The sequence below is a fragment of the Streptomyces sp. 3211.6 genome, assembly GCF_003634815.1.
Lineage (GTDB): Bacteria > Actinomycetota > Actinomycetes > Streptomycetales > Streptomycetaceae > Streptomyces > Streptomyces katrae_A.
This window is the reverse complement of record NZ_RBXC01000002.1, coordinates 297,935-317,883: the sequence shown is the minus strand read 5'-3', so window position 1 is coordinate 317,883 and position 19,949 is coordinate 297,935. Positions and strand designations below refer to the sequence as shown.

Below are 19,949 nucleotides of genomic sequence, written 5' to 3'. Positions count from 1 at the left end.
CCGGGGTATTCCCGTGGGCGGCGGTAGGGTGCGGGGCGTGTCCGGGACTGAGCGTGATCTCGTCGGTTACGGGGCCCAGCCGCCGCATGCGGGGTGGCCCGGAGGGGCGCGGGTCGCCGTGAGCCTCGTGCTGAACTACGAGGAGGGCGGCGAGCGCAGCGTCCTCGAGGGGGACGCGGGCTCGGAGGGGTACCTGCACGAGATCGTGGGCGCGCCGCCGGTGGAGGGCGGGCGGGACCTGAACGCCGAGTCGATGTTCGCCTACGGGGCGCGGGCCGGGTTCTGGCGTGTGCACCGGACCGTCTCCGCGCACGGTGCGCCGCTCACCGTCTTCGCGGTGGGGCAGGCCCTGGAGCGCAACCCGGACGCGGCGCTGGCGATGGGGGCCGCGGGGTGGGAGGTGGCCGGTCACGGGTGGCGGTGGACCGACTACCGCGAGGTGCCGGAGGAGGCCGAGCGGGCCGACATCGCGCGGACGGCCGCCACCATCGAACGGCTCGTGGGGCGCCGGCCCGTGGGGTGGTACACGGGGCGGACCAGTTCCCGGACGCGGCGGCTGGTGGCGGAGGCGGGCGGGTTCCTGTACGACTCCGACGACTACTCCGACGACCTGCCGTTCTACGCCGACGCGGGCGGGCAGCGGCAGCTCGTGGTGCCGTACAGCCTCGACACCAACGACTTCAAGTTCCTGATCGTGCACGGGTTCACCACCGCGGACGACATGCTCGCGTACCTGGTCGACACCTACGACGCGCTGCACGCGGAGGGGGCCGACCGGCCGCGCATGATGAGCGTCGGCCTGCACTGCCGGATCATCGGGCGGCCCGGGCGGATCCGGGCCCTCGACGGATTCCTGCGGCACGTCGCGCAACTGGGCGGGGGGTGGGTCGCCACGCGCGAGCAGATCGCGCGGCACTGGCTCGCCGCACACCCGCCGGACTGAGCCGCCAACGCGCCGCGCCGACGCCGCCGCCCCGGTGACGGGGCGCCGGCATCGGCGGCGTTGCACCTCCAGGAGGTCGCCCGTGCCCTGGAGGTGGTGGCCCGTCATCTTCCGCCGGGGGCCATGGCGAGGGTGCGGGGCTGAGCGGGTCGTGGTCGGGGGTGGTGCGGTGGTCAGGCGAACTGGCCCGCCGTGTAGTCGCCGGCGGCCGGGCGGCGGGCGATGACGTTCAGCCGGTTGACCATGTTCATGAAGGAGATCAGCAGGGCGAGCGCGGTGAGCTGCTCCTCGTCGTAGTGCGCGGCCGCCTGCGCCCACGCCTCGTCGCCGACGCCGCCGGGCGTGTCCGCGATGCGGGTGCCCTCCTCCGCCAGCCGCAGGGCGGCGCGTTCGGCCTCGGTGAAGACCGTGGCCTCGCGCCAGGCGGCGACCAGGTGGAGCCGTACCTCGCTCTCGCCCGCCGCGGCGGCCTCCTTGGTGTGGATGTCGATGCAGACCGCGCAGCCGTTGATCTGGCTCACGCGCAGCGCCACGAGTTCCTGCGTGGTGACCGGCAGGGGCGATTCCTTGACGGCCCTGCCGGCCGAGGTGACGTGCTTGAGGGCCTTGCCCGCGGTGGCGCTGGTGAAGTAGTCGAGCCGTGCGTCCATGGTGTGCCGCTCCTTCGCGGTGGTGCGTTCGTGGATACGCCCACCAGACGCCGCGGGCCGGTGTTCTGTGACAGGGGTGGGGGTGTGACCTGTGTCTCGCCGGGCGGGCGGGGACGCGCCGGAGGCCGGCGCCCCTGGTGGGGTGCCGGCCTCCGGGTGTCGGGAGGGGGTGTCAGGAGGGCGGGTCAGGCGGCCGGTTCGGGTTCCGGGGCGGGGGCGGGGGTGGGGGTGGAGGTGGGGGTGGGCTGCTTCTTGTCGCGCATGACCACCGTGGCCAGCAGGGCGGCGGCGAGGAGGCCGGCGGCGCCGATGGTGAAGGTGGTGGCCATCGCGGAGGTGAAGGCCTCGCGGGCGGTGCGCAGCAGGGCGCTGTCGCCGGGGGCGGCGGCCAGGGCGCCGGCGAGCGAGTGGCGGGCCCCGGCGGGGGCGTCGGCCGGCATCTTCGCCGCGTAGCCGCTGGTGAGCAGGGAGCCGAGGATCGCGATGCCGAGGGCGGTGCCGGCCTGCTGGATGGTGTCGTTGAGGGCCGAACCGACGCCCGCCTGCTCCTCGGGGATGGTGCCCATCAGGGCGCCGACCGCGGCCGGCATGGCCAGACCGGCGCCGAGGCCGAGGAGGCCGAGGGCGACCGCCGGGACGGCGAAGCCGGTGTCGGCGGAGACGGTGGCCAGGAGGGCGAACGAGGAGGCCATCACGAGCATGCCGGCCAGGATCAGGGGGCGGTTGCCGATCCGGGCGGCGAGCCCGGCGCCGGCGCCGTTGCCGATGAGGGCGGCGACGGCCAGCGGCACGAAGGCGAGGCCCGCCTTGAGGGGCGAGTAGCCGAGGACGAACTGCAGGTACTGGGTGAGGACCAGCAGCAGGCCGCCGTTGCCGATCTGGACGAGCGTCAGGGAGAGGGACCCGCCGCTGAAGTTGCGGTGCCTGAAGAGGACGAGGGGGACCATCGGGGACGCGGTGGTGTTCTCCCAGACCACGAAGCCGACGAGGGCGGCGACGGCCACGGCCAGGGTGACGGCGGACCGGCCGGCGAAGGCGCCGTGCTGCGGGATCTCGATGATCCACCAGACCAGGGCGGTCATGCCGGTGACGGACAGGACGGCGCCCAGCGGGTCGGGCTTCTGCCAGGGGCCCTTGGACTCCGGCATCAGGGTGAGGGCGGCGACGACGGCGAGGGCGACGACCGGGACGTTGATCAGGAAGATCGACTGCCAGGAGAACCGGTCGATCAGGACGCCGCCGAGGACGGGGCTGCCGACCAGGCCGAGCATCGAGACCGAACCCCAGGCGGCCATGGCCTTCGGCCGCTCGTCCTCGTCGAAGACGGTGATGAGGATGGACAGGGTGGAGGGCATGATCAGCGCCCCGCCGACTCCCATGGCCACGCGCACGGCGATCACTTCGGCGGGGTTGGCGGCGAAGGTCGCGGCGAGTGAGGCGGCGCCGAAGAGGAAGAGGCCGATCAGCATGATCCGGCGGCGGCCGAAGCGGTCGCCGAGGCTGCCGGAGGTGAGCAGCAGGCCGGCGAACACCAGGACGTAGGAGTCGAGGATCCACTGGGTGTCCTGGGCGCTCGCGCCGAGGTCGGCGGTCATGGACGGGACCGCGACGGTCAGGGCCATGGAGTCGACGACGAGGACCAGCGAGCTCAGGCACAGCACGATCAGGATCCACCAGCGGCGTGGGTTGCGGGTTTCCATGGGTGGTTCCCTCTCGGCTTCGCGGGCGGTGCCGCCGCCCGGGTGGCGTACGGCGTGGCTTGATGCGAACACCGTACGCAGAGAGGAACGGTGTGCGCAAGGGGCTTTCGTCGTACGCATGCCGCCGCCCCCCGGCTCGAACGGGCCGGGGGGCGGGCGGTGGTGAGGCCGGGTCAGGGGCTGCGGGTGCAGGGTTCCGGGCTCCGGGCTCCGGACTCCGGGCTCCGGACTCCGGGTCAGAGGGTGGCGAGGAACGCGCGGACCGCCGCGGCGAAGCCCTCGGGGTCGGCCTGCTGGAGGAAGTGGTCGGCGTCCAGGGCCCGGTAGGCCGTGTGGGGGCGGCGGGCGACCATGGCCCGGGCCTGCTCCTCGGGGAGGACCTGGCTGCGCAGGCCGTGGACCAGGAGGGCGGGGCAGTCGGTGGCGAGCCACTGCCGCCAGTGGTCGCCGTGGACCAGGGTCTCGGAGTCGACGGTGTCCTGGGGGTGGAAGGGCAGCCGCCAGCCGGAGCCGTCGGCCGACGGGCGCAGGACGGGCCCGAGGACGGCGGCGAGGGGGCCGCAGGAGGCGGCCAGTTCCTCGCGGGTGGGCGCCGTGTAGGGGAAGTCCAGCACGAAGGCGAGGGGGCTGGCGCCGTGGTCGGGCAGGTCGGCGGCGGTGTCGACGTTGATCAGCGCCTCGACCAGCTCCGGGCGTTCGGCGGCCAGGTGGTAGGCGTTGACCGCGCCGAGGGAGTGGCCGAGGAAGACCGCGCGGTCGATGCCGAGGTGGTCCAGGAGGGCGAGGAGGTCGGCGAGGTAGCCGGCACGGGTGTACTCGGGGGCGCGGTCGGAGTCGCCGTGGCCTCGCTGGTCGGGGGCGATCACCCGCCACTCGGGGCCGAGGGCGGCGGCCAGGGCGGTGAAGGAGGCGCCTTCGGAGAGGTGGCCGTGGAGGGCGACGAGGGGCCGGCCCGTGCCGCCGAAGTCCAGGTAGGAGAGGGCGCGGCCGTCGACGGTCAGGGTGGCGCGGGTGGGCTGCACGGTGGTGGCGGTGGTGTTCATGTCGAGGCTCCCTCGGTCGGGTGGGGGCGGGCTTGCCGAGATCGACTATACGCACGTCTATTACACTTGTTCAAGACGGTTGTATAGACCGGTGTTCACGGAGGGTGGCAAGAGCTGCTTCCGGCCATCCCGCGAGAGGGAATTGAGCAGGTCACGAGCGGGGGCTCCGATGCTGGCCGCCAGGGCCGGACGACGTGGGGAGACGCGATGGGTCACTGTCCGCAGGACGGCCGCGGCGGCCCCGACCCGCACGTCGGCCGGTACGCCGCTCGTACCGCGGGCATGACGGCCTCGGAGATCCGGGCGCTGTTCGCGGTCGCCAGCCGGCCCGAGGTCGTCTCGCTGGCCGGCGGGATGCCGGACCTGGCCGCGCTGCCGCTGGAGACGCTCGCGGCCGAAACCTCGCGGATCGTCGCCGAGCACGGCCTGACGGCGCTCCAGTACGCCTCGGCCCACGGCCTGCCCCTGCTGCGGGAGCAGATCTGCGGGGTGATGGCGCTGGAGGGCATCACCGGCCGCCCGGACGACGTCGTGGTGACGGTCGGCTCGCAGATGGGCCTGGACCTGGTCGCCCGGCTGTTCTGCGATCCCGGTGACGTGGTGGTGGCCGAAGGCCCCTCGTACGTCGGCGCCCTGGGCTCCTTCGCCGCGTACCAGGCGGAGGTGGCGCACGTGGCCATGGACGAGCACGGGCTGGTGCCGGAGGCGCTGCGGGCGGCGCTGCGGCAGGCCAGGAACGCCGGCCGGCGGGTGAAACTCCTGTACACGGTCCCGAACTTCCACAACCCGTCCGGGGTGACGCTGGCGGTCGGGAGGCGCGCGGAGGTCCTGGAGATCTGCCGCGCGTACGGCGTGCTGGTGGTCGAGGACAACCCGTACGGCCTGCTCGGCTTCGACGGCCGCACCCGCCCCGCCCTGCACTCCATGGACCCGGAGAACGTGGTCTACCTGGGCTCGTTCTCGAAGACCTTCGCCTCCGGCCTGCGGGTCGGCTGGGTGCTCGCCCCGCACCCGGTGCGGGAGAAGCTGGTGCTGGCGGCGGAGTCGGCCATGCTGTGCCCGCCCACCCTGAACCAGATGATCGTCTCGCGCTACCTGGCCACGCAGGACTGGCGGGGGCAGATCGAGACCTTCCGGGAGAACTACCGCGAGCGCCGCGACGCGATGCTCCGCGCCCTGGAGGAGTACCTGCCGCCGGGATGCACGTGGACCGAGCCGGAGGGCGGTTTCTACGTCTGGGTGAAGGTGCCCGAGGGCGTGGACACCCGGGCCATGCTGCCGCGGGCGGTGGCCGCGCGGGTGGCGTACGCCTCGGGCACCGGCTTCTACACCAACGGGCTCGGCAGCCGCCGGATGCGGCTGTCCTACTGCTACCCCACGCCGGAGCGGATCCGCGAGGGCGTCCGCCGGCTGGCCGCCGTACTGGCGGCCGAACCGGCCCTCGCCCACGCCTCCGCGGGCCCCGGCCGCAGGGCGGGGCGGCGGACGCTCGCACCGGAAACGGTCTGACGGGGCGGGACGCGCGGGACGCGCGACCGCCAGACGAAGGGACACCACGACGGTGAACAGCACCTGGTTCCGGCGCTACTCCACGGCAGCGGGGCGCGGTCCGCGGCTCGTGTGCTTCCCGCACGCGGGGGGCTCCGCGACCGCGTACAAGCCCCTGGCGCACGCCCTGGCCGGGGAGCTCGACGTGGTCGCCGTGCAGTACCCGGGCCGTCAGGACCGGTTCGGCGAGGAGCCGTTCACGGACCTGGAGCCGCTGGTCGAGGCGGTGGCCGGGGAACTGGCCCGCGCCCTGGCCGCGGATCCCGGCAGGCCCTACGCCCTGTTCGGGCACAGCATGGGCGCGCTCGTCGCGTTCGAGACGGCCCGCCGCCTGGAAGGGGCCGCGCTGCCCGGCCCGCAGCGGCTGTTCGTCTCCGGGCGGGGCGCGCCGGACTCCCGTTCCGGCGCCCACTACCTGCACTACGAGGACGCCGACGTGCTGGCCGAGGTGCGCACGCTGAGCGGCACCGACCAGGCCCTGCTGGACAATCCGGAGGTCCTGGAGATGGTGCTGCCGGCGCTGCGCGCGGACTACCGGGCCGTCGCCACCTACGCCTGGCGCGGCGGCCGGCCGCTCTCCGCCCCGGTGACGGCCCTGGTCGGGGACCGGGACCCGATGGTGACGGTCGCGGAGGCCTGGGCGTGGCGGGAGCACACCACGGGCGGGTGCGCCCTGGAGGTCTTCCCCGGCGGCCACTTCTACCTCGACGAGCAGCTGGGCCCGGTCGCCTCAGCCGTCACCGAGGGGCTGCTCGCCCGGGCCTGCGCCTTCTGACACCACGGGCCGCGAGAAGACGGACGGGCCGTGGGATGCTTCGGGATCCCACGGCCCGTCCGGCGTACCGCCGCCGCGCCCGGGCAGGGCGCGGCGGCCCGGGCCTTCAGAGGACCGCGCCGTCCCTCGTCCGCCTGCGCAGACTCGGCCGGCTGGACTGGGAGAGGTCCTTCCACATGTCCGACAGGCCGGTGACCGTGCGCGCGGCGAACAGCCTGCGGATGGACACCTCCTGGTTCAGCTCCGCCCGGATCAGGCCGACCAGCCGGATGGCCCGCAGGGAGTTGCCGCCGAGGTCGAAGAAGTCCTCGTCGATGCCCACCCGGTCGAGCTCCAGCACCTCGGCGAAGGCCTTGGCGAGCACGCGCTCGGTGTCGTTGCGCGGGGCCCGGTAGGTCCCGCCCGCGGTCTCGGGCTCCGGCAGCGCCGCCCGGTCCAGCCTCCCGTCGGCCGTCAGCGGCAGGCGTTCGAGCACGGTGAACACCGCGGGCACCAGGGACTCCGGCAGCCATCCGGCGGCGAACCGGCGCAGTTCCTCGGCCGACACGGTCCGGCCGGACACCGGGACCACGTACGCCACGAGCTGCTGCCGGCCGCTGCCGTCCTGCCGGACGGCCACCGCCGAGCCCGCCAGCCCGGTGTGCTCGGCGAGCACCTCCTCGATCTCGGCGAGTTCGACCCGGACGCCGCGCACCTCGGCCCGGGTGCCGTCCCCGCCCACGTACTCCAGGAGGCCGTCGCCGCCCCACCGCACCCGGTCCCCGGTCCGGTACATGAGCGTGCCGGGCGGGCCGTAGGGGCAGGGCACGAAGCGCCCGGCGGTCAGCCCGGGCCGCCCGGGGTATCCCCGGGCCACACCGGGGCCGGCCACGTACAGCTCGCCGACGACGCCGACGGGGACGGGCGCGAGGCCCGGCCCGAGCACGTGGAGGGCGGCGCCGTCCGCCGGGCGGCCGGCCGCGCCCGCGTGGCGCACCGGTTCGCCCGCGGCCAGGACGTGGCGGGCGGCGGACACGGTGGTCTCCACGGGGCCGTGGCCGTGGACGATCGTCAGGCCGGGGCAGGCCTCGCGGACCCGGCGCAGCGCGGCCGCGGGGACGCGGTCACCGCCGGTCCACACCTCGCGCAGTGCGGCGAGGCGTTCGGGGCGGTCCGCCGCGACGGCCGAGAACAGGCTCGCGGGCAGCCACACCGTGGAGACGCCGTCCGTCTCGCACGCCCCGGCGAGGGCGTCGACGTCGAGCTCGCCGGGGGGAGCCACGACCACCCGGCCGCCGCCCAGCAGGGGCGCCCAGAGGTCGAGGGCGAGCGTGCCCCCGGTGTGCGGGGCGTGCCACAGCACGGTGGCGCGCCCGGTCTGCCCGCCGCGGCCCCGGACGAACCGCGCCAGGTTGCGGTGCGTCAGGGCGACGGCGGCCCCGCCGGCGGGTGCGGAGCCGGGCAGTACGGCCAGCAGGCCGTCCGGGTGCGGGGCGGGCGCGTCCTGCGGTGCGGGGGCGCCGGCCTGCGCGAGGAGTTCCCCGAGGACGAGCACCGGGAGGCCGGGGGCGTCCGGGAGGCCGGCGGGCGCGCCGGTGAGCAGGAGGCGCGCCGAGGCGGCGGCCGCTTGCGCGGTCCGCTCCGCCGGGGCGTCCGGGTCGAGCGGCAGGTAGGCGGCTCCGGCCTTCACGATGCCCAGCAGGGCGACGGCCAGGTCCGCCGACCGGGGCAGCGCGACCGCCACGACGCTCTCGGGGCCGACGTCCAGCCGCCGCAGGGCCGCGGCCAGGCGGGAGGCGCGGGCGTCGAGTTCGCGGTAGGAGAGGGCCAGGTCTCCGGAGACGAGCGCGAGCGCGTCGGGGTCCCGCTGGACCTGCTGGGCGAACAGCTCCGGAATGGTCAGTTCCGCCACGGCCGCGCCGCTGTCGTCCGACGCCGCGGGCTCCTGGTCCCGGCCGGGGCCGGCCGGGACTGCCAGCGCGCCGACGGGCCGTTCGGCGCCGGTCACGGCGGCGCGGACGTGGGCGATCAGCTCCTCGCCGATGAACCGCAGTTCCGCGCGGTGGTAGAGGCCGGCGGGGGCGTCGAGGCGGATGTACAGGTCGCTGTCGGCGCCGCCGTCGGTGTAGACGCCGATCGACAGTTCCTCGAAGGTGCCCGTCGTCGCGCCGGAGTAGCGGGCCGGGCTGTCGCCGAAGTGGAGCTGTTCCGCGAACTCGACGACGTTGACGACGGCGCCGAAGCTGCCGCGGCCGCTCAGCACGGTTCCGGCGGCGCGCTGGATGTCCGAGTAGTGGCAGGCGGTGTGGTCGAAGATCTCGTAGGTCTCGTCGGCGAGGGCCTCGGCGACCTCGGCGAAGGTGGCGCCGAGCGGGACCTTCGCGCGGACCGGAACCACGTTCACCGCCAGGCCGGGCGTCCTGCTGGCCACGCCGACCCGGTTGCTGACGGCCAGCGAGAAGAGGAACTCGGGCCGGTCGCAGCGGTGCCGCAGGAAGACGGCCGCGGCGGCGGTCAGCAGCTGCGAGGTCCACACGCCCATGGACCGGGCCGCCTCGGTCCAGGTGTCCGCCTCGGCGCGCGGGACGGTCAGCGTCCGGCTCACCATGCCGATGGTCTCGGCCACTTCCGACCAGCGGTCGGCGCTGCTCAGCGGCTCGGACAGGGCGGCACGCTGGGCGTCGGAGAGGGCGACGCGGGGGACCTGGGCGGGTGCGGGGGCGTCCTTGAGGTAGTCGCGCCAGAAGGCGCTGTCCTCGGTGAACCGGGGGGAGGCGCGGTACTCCACCGCCTCGGCCGCGAAGGACTCCGCGTCCCACGGGTGCGCCGGCTCCGGTACCGCCTCCCCGCGCACCAGCGCGGTGTACACCTCGGCGAGCCGGCGCGAGAGCAGGCCGCCGGCGCCGAAGCCGTCGGAGATGAGGTGGTGGTAGGCGATCACCAGCAGGGAGCGGTCCGCCGCGAGCCTGACCACGCCGAGCCGGAACAGCAGGTCCCGCTCCAGGTCGAAGGGCTGGCGCACCAGGTCGGCCAGGGCTTCGCGGGCCGCCCGCTCGGGGTCGGCCGCGGCGCTGAGGTCGAGCAGGAACGGCTGCCAGTCCCCCAGGTCCCGGGGGACCAGCCGCAGTCCGGCGCCCTCGTCGACGAAGTTGACGCGCAGGACCTCCGCCTCGCCCATGACGTGCCGGAACGCGGACGCGATGGCCTCCCCGTCCAGCGCGCCGGCCACGTCCCACATGGTCAGCGCATGGTTGGGCGTGTCGGGCGCCATCTTCTGCGCCCGCCACATCCCTTCGTGCGCGGACGACACACCGAACGAAGGCACACAGATCAACCCCTCAGCAGACAGGCCCGGGAATCGGCGGAACTCGCGGATCACCCCCACCTTCGGGGAAGCGGTTCGGCCGTTCAAGACACCTGGCTGCCGGGCGGGACGGACACTGCCGGGCCTGGAGTGTCCCGCCGGCGGGACACTCCCCCGGGCGGGCCCGGGCGCCGTCGGGTCACCGGGCTCCGGCGGTGGTGAGGGAGTCCGCGATGTGCCCGGCGATGCGCCGCGGCGAGGGCTGGCGCAGCACCAGGTTCGCCCGCAGCTTCAGTCCGGTCGAGGCGGTCAGGCGCTTGCTGAGCTCCGCCGACAGCAGCGAGTCGAAGCCGATCTCCTTGAACTCCTGGTCGGGGTCGACCGAGGCGCTGGAGGCGTGTCCGAGGACGACGGCGACCTTCTCCAGGACGTGTTCGAGCACGAGGGCCCGCGCGTCCTCCTCACCGAGGGCGGCGACCCGCTCCGGCAGGGGGACCAGGTGTTCCTCGTCCCCGGCCGGCTCCGCCGCCGGGACCTCCGCGGCGGGCGCCGCGGACGGCTGCGCGGAGGCGAGCCAGTACCTCCGGCGCTGGAAGGCGTACGTCGGCAGGTCCGCCCGCCGGCGCTCCCCGAACAGGGCGGTCCAGTCCACGGAGCCGCCGCGGACGTGGAGTCCGGCCAGCGAGCCGAGCACGGATTCCACCTCGTCGCGGTCCCGGCGGGACGAGGACAGCACCAGGGCGTCGTCCAGGTCCTCGACGATCTCCTGCACCGGGACGGTCAGCACGGGGTGCGGGCTCATCTCGATGAAGACCCGGAAGCCGTCCTCGGCGAGCCGCCGGACGGAGGGTTCGAAAAGTACCTTTTCGCGCAGGTTGTTGTACCAGTAGTCGGCGTCCAGCCGCGTGGTGTCGATGAACTCCCCGTACAGGGTGGAGCAGAAGGGGACCTGCGAGGGCTGCGGGCTCACTCCGAGGAGCGGGCCGGTCACCTGGTCGCGGACCCGGGCCACCTGGTGGGAGTGGGAGGCGTAGTCCACCGCGATCCGGCGGGCCTGGACCCCGTCGGCCCTCGTCTTCTCGACGAACTCGTCGAGCGCGTCCGGCTCCCCGGACACCACCACCGAGCGGGGCCCGTTGACGACGGCGACGCTCAGCCGGCCGTTCCACGGGGCGATGCGCTCCGCCACCACGTCCGCGGACTCGGCGACCGACGCCATCCCCCCGTGCCCGATCAGGTCCACCAGGGCCCGGCTGCGCAGCGCGACGATCCGGGCGGCGTCGCGCAGGGACAGCGCGCCGCTCACGCAGGCGGCGGCGATCTCGCCCTGGCTGTGCCCGACCACCGCGCCCGGTTCCACGCCCCAGGAGCGCCACAGGCCGGCCAGGGAGACCATCATGGCGAACAGGGCCGGCTGGACCACGTCCACCCGGTCCAGGGACGGCGCCCCCGCCGCGCCCCGCACCACGTCGAGCAGCGACCAGTCGACCCACTCGGACAGGGCGTCCGCGCACGCGTCCAGGTGCCGGGCGAAGACCGGGAAGGCGGCGTACAGCTGCCGGCCCATGCCCACCCACTGCGACCCCTGCCCGGGGAAGACGAACACGGTTCCGCCGGGCCTGGCGGCCGCCCCGCGCACCACCGCGGGGGACTCGGCGCCCTCGGCCAGCGCGGCCAGCGCCTCCAGCAGCCCTTCGCGGCCGCGCCCCAGCACCACCGCGCGGTGCTCGAACCGCGACCGGTGCGCCACCAGGGAGGCGCCGACGGCGGCGAGGTCGGCCTGCGGATCGGCGGCGAGGAAGGCGCGCAGGGCGGCCGCCTGGCCCTGGAGGGCGGCCGCGCTCTTGCCGGAGAGGATCCAGGGCAGCAGTCCGCCGGCGACCTCCGGGCCTTCGGCGGGCTCCGGCGCCGGCTCGTGCGGGGCCTCCTCCAGGATCACGTGGGCGTTGGTGCCGCTGACGCCGAACGAGGACACCCCGGCCCGCCGCGGACCGTCCGGCCGGGTCCACTCCCGGCCTTCCACCAGCAGTTCGACGCCGCCGGAGGACCAGTCCACGTGCCGGGACGGCTCGCCCACGTGGAGGGTGCGCGGCAGGTGGCGGTGGCGCAGGGCCATCACGGTCTTGATGACCCCGGCGACCCCGGCGGCGGCCTGGGCGTGGCCCATGTTCGACTTCAGGGAGCCCAGCCACAGCGGGCGGTCCCGGTCACGGTCGCGGCCGTAGGTGGCGAGCAGGGCCTGCGCCTCGATGGGGTCGCCCAGGACGGTTCCGGTGCCGTGCGCCTCGACCAGGTCCACCTCGGACGCCGCGACGCCCGCGTTGGCCAGGGCCCGCCGGATCACCTTCTCCTGGGCGCGGCCGTTGGGCGCGGTCAGGCCGTTGCTGGCGCCGTCCTGGTTGACGGCGGAGCCGCGCAGCAGGGCGAGCACGGGATGGCCGTTGCGGCGGGCGTCGGACAGCCGCTCCAGCAGCAGGACGCCGACGCCCTCGGCCCAGCCGGTGCCGTCCGCCCCGTAGGCGAAGGCCTTGCAGCGGCCGTCGGGCGAGAGCGCGCCCTGACGGGCGAACTCCACGAAGGCCGCGGGCGAGGACATCACCAGCGCCCCGCCCGCCAGCGCGAGCGAGCACTCCCCCGCGCGCAGCGACTGCGCCGCCATGTGCAGGGCCACCAGCGAGGACGAGCACGCGGTGTCCAGGGACACCGCCGGCCCGGTCAGGCCCAGTTCGTACGCCACCCGTCCGGAGGCGACGCTCAGCGAGCTGCCGTACAGCAGGTAGCCCTCCAGTTCGCTCTGGCCCGCCTCCAGGAAGCGCCACCCGTACTCGGTGGAGCTCACCCCGGTGAAGACCCCGACGTCGGTGCCGCGGACGTCGGCGGGGACGATGCCGGCCCGTTCGAAGGCCTCCCAGGAGGTCTCCAGGAGCAGCCGCTGCTGCGGGTCGGTGGCAAGGGCCTCGCGGGGGCTGATGCCGAAGAACTCGGCGTCGAAGCCGGCCGGGTCGGCCAGGAACCCGCCGTGGCGGACGTGGGCGCTGCCGGGGGCGGCGGGGTCCGGGTCGTACACGTCGCGCCAGCCGCGGTCGGCGGGGAAGGCGTCCACGACGTCGCGGCCCTCGCGGACCACCTCCCACAGCTCCTCGGGCGAGGACACGCCCCCCGGGTAGCGGCAGGCCATGGCGACCACGGCGACGGGTTCGCCCCGGCCTGCCCTGAGGGCGTCGTTCTCCTGCCGGAGGCGTTCGCGCTCCTCCAGCAGGGTGCGCAGCGCCCGCTGGACCCGGTCCGAGCCCTCCGCCGTCCGGTCCTCGGCGTTGGTCATGTCACTACCTCTTCTCATCGAGGGCCAGGTCGAGCAGCGCGTCCAGGTCCATGCCCGCGAGTTCCCGCGGGCCGGCGTCCTCCGCGGCGGCGGCCTCCTGCGCCGCCCCGGGTGCGGCCTCCGGCCCGGAGGGGGCCGCGCAGGCGAGGACGGCCTCCAGGAGGCCCGCCCTGCGCAGCGCGTCGACCGAGACGGTCCGCAGCACCTCCCGGACCTCCGCGTCCCGCTCCGGTGACGCGGCCGCGCCGGCGCCGGCGTCCTCGGGCGCCGCGGGGGTCAGCAGGCCGAGGAGGTGTCCGGCCAGTTCGCCCGGGGTGGGGTAGCTGAAGACGAGGGTGGAGGGCAGGCGCAGCCCGGTCGCGGCGGCCAGGCGGTTGCACAGTTCGACGGCGGTCAGCGAGTCGAAGCCGAGCTGGGTGAAGGGCTGGTCGGCGTCGACGGAGGTTCCGGCCGGGTGGCCGAGGACGACGGCGGCCTGGTCGCGCAGCCAGTCCAGGACAGCCGTCCGCGCCTCTTCGGCCGGCAGGGCCGCCAGGCCCGCGGGCAGGCCGGAGGGGCCGGCGTCCTGGGCGGTGCCCGTCCCGCCCCGGCGCGGACGTCCGGTTTCGGCGAGGCCGCGCAGCAGCGGCGGCAGTTCCCCGGCGGGCCTGCTCCGCAGGCCCGCGAGGTCGACCCGGGCCGGGACGAGGACCGCCTCGCCCCGCGCGCACGCCGCGTCGAACAGGGCGAGGGCCTCGGGGGTGGGCATCGGGGCGATGCCCATCCGCCGGAGCCGGGTGAGGTCGGCCCGGTCCAGGCCCTCGGTCATCGCGCTGCTCTGTTCCCACCAGCCCCAGGCCAGGGAGGTGGCGGGCAGCCCGGCGGCCCTGCGGCGCGTGGCCAGGGCGTCCAGGAAGGCGTTCGCGGCGGCGTAGTTGGCCTGGCCGGCGGTGCCGAGCGTGCCGGCGAGGGCGGAGAACGGGAGGAACGCCGACAGGGTGTGGTCCCGGGTCAGTTCGTGCAGGTGGAGCGCACCGCCGGCCTTGGCGCGCAGCACCTCGCGCAGGCCGTCGGCGGTCAGCGACGCGAGGGTGCCGTCCGCCAGTACGCCCGCCGCGTGGACCACCGCGGTCAGCGGGTACCCGGCCGGCATGTCGGCGAGCAGCGCGGCCACGGCGTCCCGGTCGGCGACGTCGCAGGCCACGACCCGGACGGCGGCGCCCGCCGCCTCCAGCTCCGCGACCAGTTCGGGCACCCCGTCGGCCGCCGGGCCCCGGCGGCTGGCCAGCAGCAGGCTCCGGACGCCGTGTTCCGCGGCCAGGTGCCGGGCCACGAGCGAGCCCACGCCGCCGGTCCCGCCGGTGACCAGTACGGTGCCGCCGCCGAAGCCGTCGCCGAGTTCGAGGACCAGCTTGCCGGTGTGGCGGCCCTGGCTCATCTCGCGGAAGGCCGCGCGCGCGTCGCGGACGTGGCGCACGGCGACCGGGCCGAGCCGTATCCGGCCGTCGGCGAACAGGGCCATGACCTCGCGGAACATCTCCTGGAGCGCGTCCGGGCCGGCCGAGCCGTAGAGGTCGAAGGCCTGGTAGCGGACCCCGGGGTGGTCGGCGGCGACCTGCCCGGGCTCGCGGATGTCCGTCTTGCCCATCTCTATGAAGTCGCCGCCGTGCGGGAGGAGTTGCAGCGAGGCGTCGACGAAGGTGTGCGCGAGGGAGTTCAGGACCACGTCGACCCCGCGGCCGCCGGTGGAGTCGAGGAACTTCTGTACGAAGTGCAGGTCGCGCGAGGACGCCAGGTGGGCGTCGTCCAGGCCCTGGGCGCGCAGGGCGGGCCATTTGGCGGGGCTCGCGGTCGCGTAGACCTCGGCGCCGACGTGCCGGGCCAGCTGGACGGCGGCCGTGCCGACGCCGCCGGCCGCGGCGTGGATGAGGATGCGCTGGCCCTTCTTCAGCCGCATCACGTGGAAGAGGGCGTAGTAGGCGGTGAGGAAGGTGCTGGGTACGGACGCCGCCTCGGCGTGGTTCCATCCGTCGGGGACCGCCGCCAGCAGGCGGTGGTCGGCCACGGCCACCCGGGCGAAGGCGCCGGGGAAGATGCCGGTCACCCGGTCGCCGGGCCGGAAGGCGGTCACGTCGGGCGCCGTCTCCAGGACCACGCCGGAGCCCTCGCTGCCGAGCCCGGCGTCGAAGGCCGTCCGGTCGATGAGGCCCAGGGCGATCGTGACGTCGCGGAAGTTGAGGCCCGCCGCCTGGACGGCGATGCGGACCTGTCCGCTCTCCAGGGGCGCCTCGGCCTCGGGGCAGGGCACCCAGGTGAGGTTCTCCAGTGTGCCCCGCTGCGGGATGCCCAGCCGGTGGGGGCCGTCCGACGGCGGTTCGAGGCGTCCGTCCGCGGGCGGGGCCGGCGCCAGCCGGGGGACGAGGTACGCGCCGTCGCGGACCGCCAGCTGCTCGTCGGGCAGGCGCAGGGCGCCGGGGAGGGCGGCCCAGGAGGTGTCGGCGTCGTCGGTGTCGACGAGGCGGAACCTGCCGGGGTGCTCGGTCTGGGCGGAGCGGACCAGGCCCCACACGGAGGCGCCGGGGAGGCTGCCGACGTCCTCGCCGGCAGCGGTGGCCAAGGCCTGGCGGGTGAGGACCACCAGGGTGGTCGCGGCGAGCCGTTCGTCGGCGAGGAACGCCTGGAGCAGGCCCAGTACGCGTGCGCCGGCGGCGGCGGTGGAGGCGAGGACGTCTTCGCCCGCGCCGTGCTGGTCGTCCAGGCAGAACACCAGGTGGCCCGGGGTGTTCGGGTCGGCGGGGAGTTCGCCGAGGGAGGTGTGGAGGGCGGCCGCGCCGTCGCCCGCCGCGACGAGCCGGGCGGCCCGGCCGTCCCGGGAGCCGAGCACGGCCCACGGGCCGGGCGCGCCGTCCTGCGGGGCGGCTGGGACCGGACGCCACTCCACCGCGTACAGCGGGTGCTGCGGGCCGCCGCGGGCGGCGCGCACCTGCTCGGCGGTGGCCGGGCGGAAGGTCAGCGCCTCCACGCGGGCGCGCTCGCGGCCCTGTTCGTCGGCGACCGTGAGCGAGACGGTCCCTTCGCCGGCGGGGGTGAGGCGGACCCGGACGGTCGGGCCGCACGGCCCGGTGAGGGTCGCGCCGGACCAGGAGAACGGCATCCAGCCCTGCTCGTCGGTGACCGTGATGACCCCGCCGGCGACGACGGCGTGCAGGACGGTGTCGGTGAGCGCCGGGTGCAGGGCGAAGGCGCCCCCGGCGGCCTCCTCGGGGAGGGTGGCGAGGGCGAAGAGGTCCTGGCCGCGCCGCCAGACCTCGCGCAGTCCGCGGAAGGCCGGGCCGTAGTCGAAGCCGCGGTCGGCGAGGGAGTCGTAGAGGCCGTCGAAGGGGAGCCGTTCGGCGCCGGCCGGGGGCCAGACGGACAGGGGCCGGCCGGCCGCGTCCCGGCCGGCCACGTCCCGGCCGCCCCCGTCCGGGCCGGGCGCCGGTGCCGCTTCGTGCGGTGCCAGGGTGCCCAGGGCGTGGCGGGTCCAGCCGCCGTCGGCCGCGCCGTCCCCGGCGGGGCGCGCGTACACGTCCAGGGAGCGGTGTCCCGTCCCGTCGGCCGCGCCGACGACGACCCGCACCTGCACCTCGCCCTCGTCGGGCAGGACCAGGGGGACTTCCAGGGAGAGTTCGGCGACCGCGGGGCAGCCGGCGTGCGCGCCCGCCGACAGGGCCAGGTCCAGGTAGGCGGTCGCCGGGACGACGGCCGAGCCGAACACCGCGTGGTCGGCGAGCCAGCCGTGGGTGCGCAGGGACCACAGGCCGGTGAAGACGGTCTCGCCGGTGCCGGGGTGGTCCACCACGGCGCCCAGCAGGGGGTGGCCGGGGTCCGACAGGCCGGCGGAGGCCACGTCCGCCGGGGCGGCCCCGGCCAGGAAGTCCAGCCAGTAGCGCTGCCGCTGGAAGGCGTACGTGGGGAGGTCCACGTGCGGGCGGGTGCCGGTGAGGGCGGCCCAGTCCACGGCGGCGCCCCGGACGTGCAGGGCGGCCAGCGCCCCGGCCAGGCCCTCCGCCGGGCCGCGGCCGCGCCGCGCGGAGGCCACGACCAGCGCGTCCACTCCCCCGGCGGCGAAGGCGTCCTTGGTGAGGCCCGCCAGGGTCGGGCCGGGGCCCACTTCGAGGAAGACGTCCGCCCCGGCGGCGCGGGCCCGTTCCACGGCCTCGTGGAAGCGCACGGGCGCGCGGACGTGGTCGACCCAGTGGGCGGGCGACCGCAGTTCCCGGAGGGTGGCCTCGCGGCCCAGGAGGGTGGAGACGACCGGGACCGCCGGTCCGCCGTCGGCGTCGGCGTCGGGGAAGGCCGGGAGGGCCGCCGCGAACTCCTCCAGGACCGGGTCCATCAGCGGGGAGTGGAAGGCGTGGTCGACCGGGAGGAGCTTCGCGGAGCGGCCCTCGGCGAGGAGCCGGTCGCGCAGGGCGTGGACCTCCTCGCGCAGTCCGGACACCACCACCGACTCGGGGCCGTTGACGGCGGCGATCCCGACGCGGGCGCACCCGTCGAGCAGCCGCTCCACCTCGGCCTGCGGGGCGCGGACGGCCAGCATGGCGCCGCGTTCGGTGACGGCCTGCATGGTGCGGCCGCGGGCGGCCACGAGCCGGGTCGCGGTGTCCAGGTCGAGCGCCCCGGCCACGTGGGCGGCGGCGATCTCGCCGACGGAGTGGCCGATCAGGCGGTCCGGGCGCGGGCCGTACCGGGTCAGGGTCCGGTAGAGGGCGACCTGGAGGGCGAAGAGGGCGGGCTGCATGACGTCGGTGCGGTCGGCGCCCTCGGGCTCGTCGGCGAGGAGCAGGGGCCGCAGGGCGAAGGGGAGGTGGGTGTCGAAGCGGGCGCAGACCTCGTCGAGGGTCCGGGCGAACACGGGGAACGCCGCGCACAGTTCGCGGGCCACGCCGGTCCACTGCGCCCCCTGCCCGGGGAACAGGAAGGCGGTGCCGCCGGATTCGGCGGCCGTGCCGCGGACCACGGCGGGGCTCTCCGCGCCCCCGGCGAGGGAGGCGAGGCCGTCGAGCAGCGCGTCACGGCCGTGGCCGAGGACGACGGCGCGGTGCTCGAACCGTGCCCGGCCCGACACCAGGGAGGCGGCGATGCCCGCGAGGTCGGCGTCGGGGTCGGCGGCGGCGAAGGCGCGCAGCCGCTCGGCCTGGGCCCGCAGGGCCTGCTCCGAGCGGGCCGACAGCACCCAGGGCAGCGGACCGGCCGCGCCCAGGACGTCGGACCCGGGGGCGGACTCGGGGGCGTTGCCCGGGGCGGTCCCGGGGGCGGCCTCCTCCTCGGGTGCCTGCTCCAGGATCAGGTGGGCGTTGGTGCCGCTGGCGCCGAAGCTGGACACCCCGGCCCGCCGGGGACGGCCGGGCGCCGTGGTCCACTCCCGGGCCTCGGTGAGCAGTTCGACGGCGCCGGCCGACCAGTCCACGTGGGTCGAGGGGCGGTCCACGTGCAGGGTCCTGGGCATGATCCCGTGCCGCATCGCCATGATCATCTTGATGATGCCGCCGACGCCGGCGGCGGCCTGGGTGTGGCCGATGTTCGACTTCAGCGAGCCCAGCCACAGCGGGCTGCCGGGCTCCCGCTCCTGCCCGTAGGTGGCGAGCAGGGCCTGCGCCTCGATGGGGTCGCCGAGGGTGGTGCCGGTGCCGTGCGCCTCCACGACGTCGATGTCCCCGGCCTGGACGCGGGCGTTGGCCAGCGCGGCCCGGATCACCCGCTGCTGGGCGGGGCCGCTGGGGGCGGTCAGCCCGTTGGAGGCGCCGTCCTGGTTGACGGCGGAGCCGCGGATGACCGCCCAGATGCGGCGCCCGTTGCGACGGGCGTCGGAAAGCCGCTCCAGGACCAGCATGCCGACGCCCTCGGCGAAGCCGGTGCCGTCGGCCGCGTCGGCGAACGCCTTGCACCGGCCGTCGGCCGACAGGCCGCGCTGGCGGGCGAACTCCCGGAACACCTGGGGAGTGGCCATGACGGTGACCCCGCCGGCCAGGGCCAGGCCGCATTCGCCCTGCCGCAGCGACTGCACGGCCTGGTGCACCGTCACCAGCGAGGAGGAGCAGGCGGTGTCGGTGGAGACGGCCGGGCCCTCCAGGCCCAGCGCGTACGACACCCGGCCGGACGCCACGCTGAGCAGGGAGCCGGTCTGCGCGTAGCCCGAGATGGCCTCGGGGGTGAAGTGGTGGTTGCCGTAGCCGAAGTAGGCGAGGCCCGCGAAGACGCCGGTGGCGCTGCCGCGCAGGGTGTGCGGGTCGATGCCGGCCCGTTCCAGGGCCTCCCACGAGGTCTCCAGGAGGAGCCGCTGCTGCGGGTCGGCGGCCAGCGCCTCGCGGGGGTTGATCTCGAAGAACTCGGCGTCGAAGTCCCCGGCGCCGTCGAGGAACCCGCCCGAGCGGGTGGAGCAGGTGCCGGGCCGGTCGGGGTCCGGGTCGTAGAGCCCTTCCAGGTCCCAGTGGCGGTCCCGCGGGAACTCCGAGACGGTGTCCGCGCCCGTCCGCACCAGCTCCCACAGGTCCTCCGGGGATCCTGCGCCGCCCGGATAGCGGCAGGCGACGCCCACCACCGCGATGGGTTCGGCGGCGGCGTCCGTCAGCTCCTGGAGGCGTTTGCGGGTCTCGATCAGCTCGATCGAGGTCCGCCTGAGGTATTCCAGGACCTCGGCGCCGTTGTCGTTCGTCATCGCTCT

At 75.7% G+C, this 19,949-nt stretch carries 9 protein-coding genes; 3 read left to right on the top strand and 6 right to left on the bottom strand.

From position 1 onward, the window contains the following. The first annotated feature begins 37 nt into the window (after positions 1-37). Positions 38-943 (top strand): allantoinase PuuE, encoded by a 906-nt coding sequence (puuE, locus tag BX286_RS35330; RefSeq protein ID WP_121017890.1) that lies wholly within the window; start codon positions 38-40, stop codon positions 941-943. A 173-nt stretch (positions 944-1,116) separates the two neighbouring features. On the opposite strand, the gene BX286_RS35325 is transcribed toward puuE, so the two are convergent. From BX286_RS35325 to BX286_RS35315, 3 genes are all read right to left on the bottom strand, one after another. Then, on the bottom strand, positions 1,117-1,593 hold the full coding sequence (locus BX286_RS35325) for a carboxymuconolactone decarboxylase family protein (RefSeq protein ID WP_079432222.1): 477 nt from the start codon (positions 1,591-1,593) through the stop codon (positions 1,117-1,119). Between the two features lie 185 nt (positions 1,594-1,778). After that, positions 1,779-3,293 (bottom strand): MFS transporter, encoded by a 1,515-nt coding sequence (locus BX286_RS35320; protein WP_079432223.1) that lies wholly within the window; start codon positions 3,291-3,293, stop codon positions 1,779-1,781. A gap of 236 nt (positions 3,294-3,529) precedes the next feature. After that, positions 3,530-4,336, bottom strand: a complete 807-nt coding sequence (locus tag BX286_RS35315; protein ID WP_079432224.1) for an alpha/beta fold hydrolase — start codon at positions 4,334-4,336, stop codon at positions 3,530-3,532. Between the two features lie 207 nt (positions 4,337-4,543). On the opposite strand from BX286_RS35315, the gene BX286_RS35310 reads away from it, so the two are divergent. Beyond that, a complete protein-coding gene (locus BX286_RS35310; RefSeq protein ID WP_079432225.1) occupies positions 4,544-5,845 on the top strand; it encodes a PLP-dependent aminotransferase family protein in 1,302 nt (433 codons plus the stop codon). 52 nt (positions 5,846-5,897) lie between these two features. Then, positions 5,898-6,659: a thioesterase II family protein gene (locus tag BX286_RS35305; protein ID WP_100864929.1), complete on the top strand. Its 762-nt coding sequence runs from the start codon at positions 5,898-5,900 to the stop codon at positions 6,657-6,659. 106 nt (positions 6,660-6,765) lie between these two features. On the opposite strand, the gene BX286_RS35300 is transcribed toward BX286_RS35305, so the two are convergent. From BX286_RS35300 to BX286_RS35290, 3 genes are all read right to left on the bottom strand, one after another. Then, positions 6,766-9,963 carry an AMP-binding protein gene (locus BX286_RS35300; protein WP_261993684.1) on the bottom strand — a complete coding sequence of 1,066 codons (3,198 nt, stop codon included), beginning with the start codon at positions 9,961-9,963 and terminating at the stop codon, positions 6,766-6,768. A gap of 178 nt (positions 9,964-10,141) precedes the next feature. Beyond that, positions 10,142-13,264 carry a type I polyketide synthase gene (locus BX286_RS35295; protein WP_121017888.1) on the bottom strand — a complete coding sequence of 1,041 codons (3,123 nt, stop codon included), beginning with the start codon at positions 13,262-13,264 and terminating at the stop codon, positions 10,142-10,144. 4 nt (positions 13,265-13,268) lie between these two features. Beyond that, the gene (locus BX286_RS35290) at positions 13,269-19,916 is read right to left on the bottom strand and encodes a type I polyketide synthase (protein ID WP_398898924.1); all 6,648 of its coding nucleotides are present in this window, start codon (positions 19,914-19,916) and stop codon (positions 13,269-13,271) included. Positions 19,917-19,949 lie beyond the last annotated feature (33 nt).